The following is a 4,923-nucleotide window of genomic DNA, read 5'->3' as shown; positions in this document are numbered from 1 at the left end:
TGCCATTTGGTAGATCTGAAACGTTGCCAATTGAGCCTTTAGCATCTGGTGTTTCGCCGATGTTAACAGTTTGATCTTTAGCAGTCGGTGTATTCTTATCCGCATCCGTACGTGGATCAACGACTGTTACCTTAACTGGAACTTCGTCCTTAGAACCATCTGGGTATGTCACTACAACAGTAGCGTCTTTTTCGCCAGCTGTTGTGGTATCAACTGGTGTCTTGTACTCAAATGTTGTGCCATTTGGTAGATCTGAAACGTTGCCAATTGAACCTTTAGCATCTGGTGTTTCGCCGATGTTAACTGTTTGATCTTTAGCAGTCGGTTCATACTTATCAGCATCTGTTTGTTTAGCCTTGATTTCAATTGGGACATTGACTGTTTCAGTTGTTCCATCAGGATATGTCACAAGCATTGGCACATTTACCAAGCCAGGAGTCGCATTGGCAGAAGTCTTACTTGTGATAGCCCCTGTACTGTCATCAACAGAAACAGAGTCAATTCCAGCTGGAAGTGTACCAGCTTTGAAAGTTGTACCAGAAGGCACAGATACTTCCTTACCTTCGACATCACGGATAAGCGGAATTTGTGGCTGAGTTGTGTCTCCAGCAGTGACTACTGATTTACTGTAAGTCACATCATAAGTTTGATTCTTAGGTGCATTAACAATCAATAGGTTAGTATCAAGGAAGGCATTTGCATATGACCCTTGATGAACCCCTTCGGTATTACCTTTCCAGCTACGTTGGATAGCATTCAAGTTTGGTTTAACACCACGTTCCATCCATTGCTCAAAGAGAAGCATGCCGTTATTTTTCTTGATTTCAGCATTCAATTTCTTAGCCAATTCAACTGAATCAACTGTGTCTTTAATCTTGTAAGAAATTGTATATGAACCAAGTTGCCCTGAGGCTGTACCTAAGATATTTTTGTCGATATAATTACGAACCTTATCAACGTCACTTTGTGATGGGTTAGATTTTGTCGCAATACTAATGGCATCTGTCTTACGTGTATCAAGTTTCCCTGATGCATCCATGACAACCTTAGTTTTTTGAACACCACTTACAGCAGAGCCATCCGCATCAGATTTGTAAATATAAGTTTCATTCAAATCAAGATATGGCAAGAGACTCTTAGGCAATTCTTGTTCAATATAAGGCACAGATTGGAAGGTATTTGAACCTAAGTTCACAACACCCATAGCCGCAGATACTTTCATGGTATAAACCAATTCAATTGAATCTGCCTTACCATCGCTTGTAAAACGTGGAAGTACTTTTAGAGTTGGTTGTGTATTCACACCCTTACCAGGAGTTCCTGTAAAGGCATTGGTCAAACCATTATCAGACGCAGTTTTTTTAGCGTTATCTGAGGCAATAAACCATGAGTTGTCAATACTTTCACGAACCAATTTATTAGGAATTACTCTACCGTAGTCCTTACCTGTAATCCATGCAGATGAGAATGACAATGGTGTGTTTGCAAGTCCAAGATCGTTTAAGGTCTTGCCATTTTTCAAGGTAATAGTAATTGGGTGGTCATAAGCTGCCCCAATACCACCAGAAGCTACAGTGTTGTTGGCAATTGGAACTGACCAAACTGAACCATCTTCATGAGGTGTAAAGCTTTGTGCACTTCCTGATGCCGTTGGTTTGATTGTGATTTTTTCAATATTTTCATAGAAGGTTGGATTTTGGAAGTTCAAAATCATATGAGCTCCAAGAGGGAAAGCTTTATCCTTAGCCCATCCACCCGCAAGACGCGTCCATGATGTCCCAGTAAGAGAGATGGTACCATCGTCATTGACTTTATTAAACTCAACACCAGCATTCTTAACAACGTAAGGAGATTCCTTATCAGTTGTGATACCAGTAGTGTCAAATTTATTAGTAATTGTAAGTGATGAATCACTAGGTTTAATGACACCATTTACAGTACTTGGTGAGACAATTAACTGTTTCGTAGCATTTTTACCAGACGCATCTGTAGCTGTTGCTACGACAGTACCACCTGCTGATGGACGTTTGAAGGTATAAACACCATCTGCCCCGTTAATTGAGACTTCTTGACCATCTACCGTTACCTTAACAGTTGAAGCTGCATCTGTACGAATCGTAACATATTCCTCACCAGCTTCAATTGAAGTTGATACATTCTTAGTAGATGCTTCTGTTGCAGATGTAGATGCTGCAGCAGGAACCGCACGACGTGAACGAACGCGTGGTTTTTCAGCTTCAGAAGAATTACTTGCTTGAGTAGCCTCTGAAGTCGATGCTTGTGCAGTTTCAGAAGTTGGAGCTGCTGATGTGCTTGCTGGTGCTTCTGATGTTGCTGCAGCATGTGATGTAGCGCTCTCCGTAGTTGTTGCAGGCGCTGTTGACGTCGCAGGCGTTGCGACAGTAGCTGGTGTTTCAGCACTTGTTGCAGCTGTTGCACTTGCAACAGGATTTGTCGCTGCAGGCGTTGTCTCTGCGACTGTTCTAGTCTCGACTAAAGACGCCGTCGTTTCACCCGCTTCTGCTACTGGTGTAATCGTTGCAGCTGTTGTTTCAGTATTTTCATCTGCTTGTGCAGTCCCACCAATCATAATAAGTGTTCCTAGCAATACCGAACAAACCCCGATATTTAATTTGCGGAGAGAAAAGCGACTTTTCTTCTCATTGAATAAATCTTTACCCATAGTTCTCCAAAACAATTGGAATTCTAACTATCCAATTGCCCTTCCTAAAAATTTATTCTAATCCCCATTCCATTATGTTATCAAAAAAATGTAAATTTTCAATACAAAATCCCATAATTTTATTATTTTCTTTTTTTATAATCTTTTATAATATAAACATCTGCTCACTTAAGTTTAGCTATTACAATTTTTTATAACCCATTATAAATACTTTTTATAAGTTATCCCCTGATTTTAAAATAATTCTATAAGTTTATTCATACTTATCCCTATAACTAATTTAATAATCAGAAAAATATATTTGTCAGATTATTTTTAGACACAAAAGAGACTCACCCCTTATGGGATGAGTCTCTTTTTCGAAAACTGAAATAGTCTAACTAACTATGTTGAGGGATTTAACCTATGAACTATCTTAGTCTTCTTTTTTGCGTTTTCCTGCCAAACCAAGTCCAGCTGCCGCAAGGATTCCTCCGAGAGCCATAGCTGCCATAGACGCATCATCACCTGTTTCAGGGAGTGCTGGTCCTTTAGGAGCTTCTGGTGTAGTTGGTGGTGTCACTGGTGGAACCACTGGAGTTGGAGGAGTCGGTGGTGTTGGTGGTGTTGGTGGTGTTGGAGGAGTCGGTGGTGTCACAATATTGTTGAACTCAGTATCTTCTGGCAATTGAGAAGTTACTGTCAAGACTTTACCGTCTTTAGTTACTGAAACAACGACTGTAGCAACCATCTTATCGTAGGTAACAGTTGCATCGTTACCTTGTACTTCTTCTACTGTGTAGACGTGAGTACCTTCTTCACCACGTTTGTACTCAAGAGCTGAGAACTTGATCTTACCGTTAGCATCATTGCTTACAGTTTCGATCACATTACCCTTGCTGTCTTTAAGTACGAAGCTAAACTCACCAGCTTTAAGTTCACGACCTTCAAGTTTCTTAGTGAATTCAAACTCAACCTTAGTTGGGATATTGACTACACGTTTTTCTGTTGGTTTTTCTGGTTTTTCAACAGATTTCTTAGTTGGGTCGTATTGGTGAACGATTTGTGACGCAGTATTTTCGATGTCTACACCATCTTTAGCAGTGCCTTTGATAGTTGCAGGAATATCGAACTTGTAGTAGCGTCCGAATGCCAATTTGGCAGTATCGATCACTTGTGTGTTTTCTGCATCGCCAAGTGACTTAGTAAGGTCAGCTTTAGATGTTGCAGTAATCACACCGTCAACGATTTGGATATCGAACTTAGCTGTCACATCTTCTCCTGTTACAGAGTCGTATGCTTTAATATCAGCAACATTGATGTTCAAGTTTTCGCTGTCATATTTATCTGTAACACCTACAGATTGGATATTGTGAGCGTCAGTGAAGTTAGTTGTGTCGAGCCATACTTGGTAGACAAACTTATCACCTTTCTTGAGTGTCTTAGTATTGATATTTTCAGCTTCGTTGTTAGCTGTGCTGTCAGCGTAAGGATCCTTGTTAGTATCGCCTACTTTATCTTTCAACTCAGCATCATCGTCAACAAGTTTCATACCAGTGATATCGAATTTCTCTTTAGAAACAACGTATTTCTCTGGTTGGAACTTAGGTTTTTCTGGTGGACGAACAGTATTGTTGAATTCTTTATCTGCTGGGTCGTTCACTTTAGTGATAAGTGCTTTCGCTTTACCATCGTGTGAGACTTCAACAGTAACAAGAGCTTTCATTGAATCGTAAGAAACAGTTCCATCAGTACCCTTAACTTCTTCTACAGTGTAGTTGTGAGTACCTTCTTGGCCTTTCTTGAATTCAAGAGCAGCAAATTTAACGTTACCTGCAGCGTCGTTCTTAACTGTTTGAAGGATGTTTCCATCTTTATCTTTAAGAACGAAGCTGAATTCATCCGCCTTAAGTTCACGGCCTTCAAGTTTCTTAGTGAAGTTAAATTCAACTTCAACTGGGATGTTTACGACACGTTTTTCTGTTGGTTTTTCAGGTTTCTTAACAGTCTTACTTTGTGGATCGTATTGGTGAACGATTTGTGAGGCTGTATTTTCGATGTCAACACCGCCCTTAGCAGATTGTTTAATTTCTGCTGGGATTTCAAACTTGTAGTAACGTCCGAAGGCGAACTTAGTTGTGTCGATAACTTGTGTATTTTCTGCATCGCCAAGTGACTTAGTAAGGTCAGCTTTAGATGTTGCAGTGATTACACCATCAACAAGAGTGATATCGAACTTAGCTGTCACATCTTCTCCTGTT

General features: G+C 40.2%; 2 protein-coding genes. Both read right to left on the bottom strand.

The features are described 5' to 3' along the window. A partial coding sequence (locus HMPREF2637_RS11650) for a Rib/alpha-like domain-containing protein (RefSeq protein WP_070840192.1) occupies nucleotides 1-2,683 on the bottom strand: 2,683 nt, incomplete at its 3' end. Between the two features lie 415 nt (nucleotides 2,684-3,098). Then, a partial coding sequence (locus HMPREF2637_RS11645; RefSeq protein ID WP_256316162.1) for an SspB-related isopeptide-forming adhesin occupies nucleotides 3,099-4,923 on the bottom strand: 1,825 nt, incomplete at its 5' end.

Origin of the sequence: Streptococcus sp. HMSC065H07 (assembly GCF_001837325.1) — a bacterium.
Taxonomy (GTDB): domain Bacteria; phylum Bacillota; class Bacilli; order Lactobacillales; family Streptococcaceae; genus Streptococcus; species Streptococcus salivarius_H.
The sequence above is the reverse complement of the archived record's forward strand: the minus strand, read 5'-3'. Positions and strand labels throughout refer to the sequence as shown.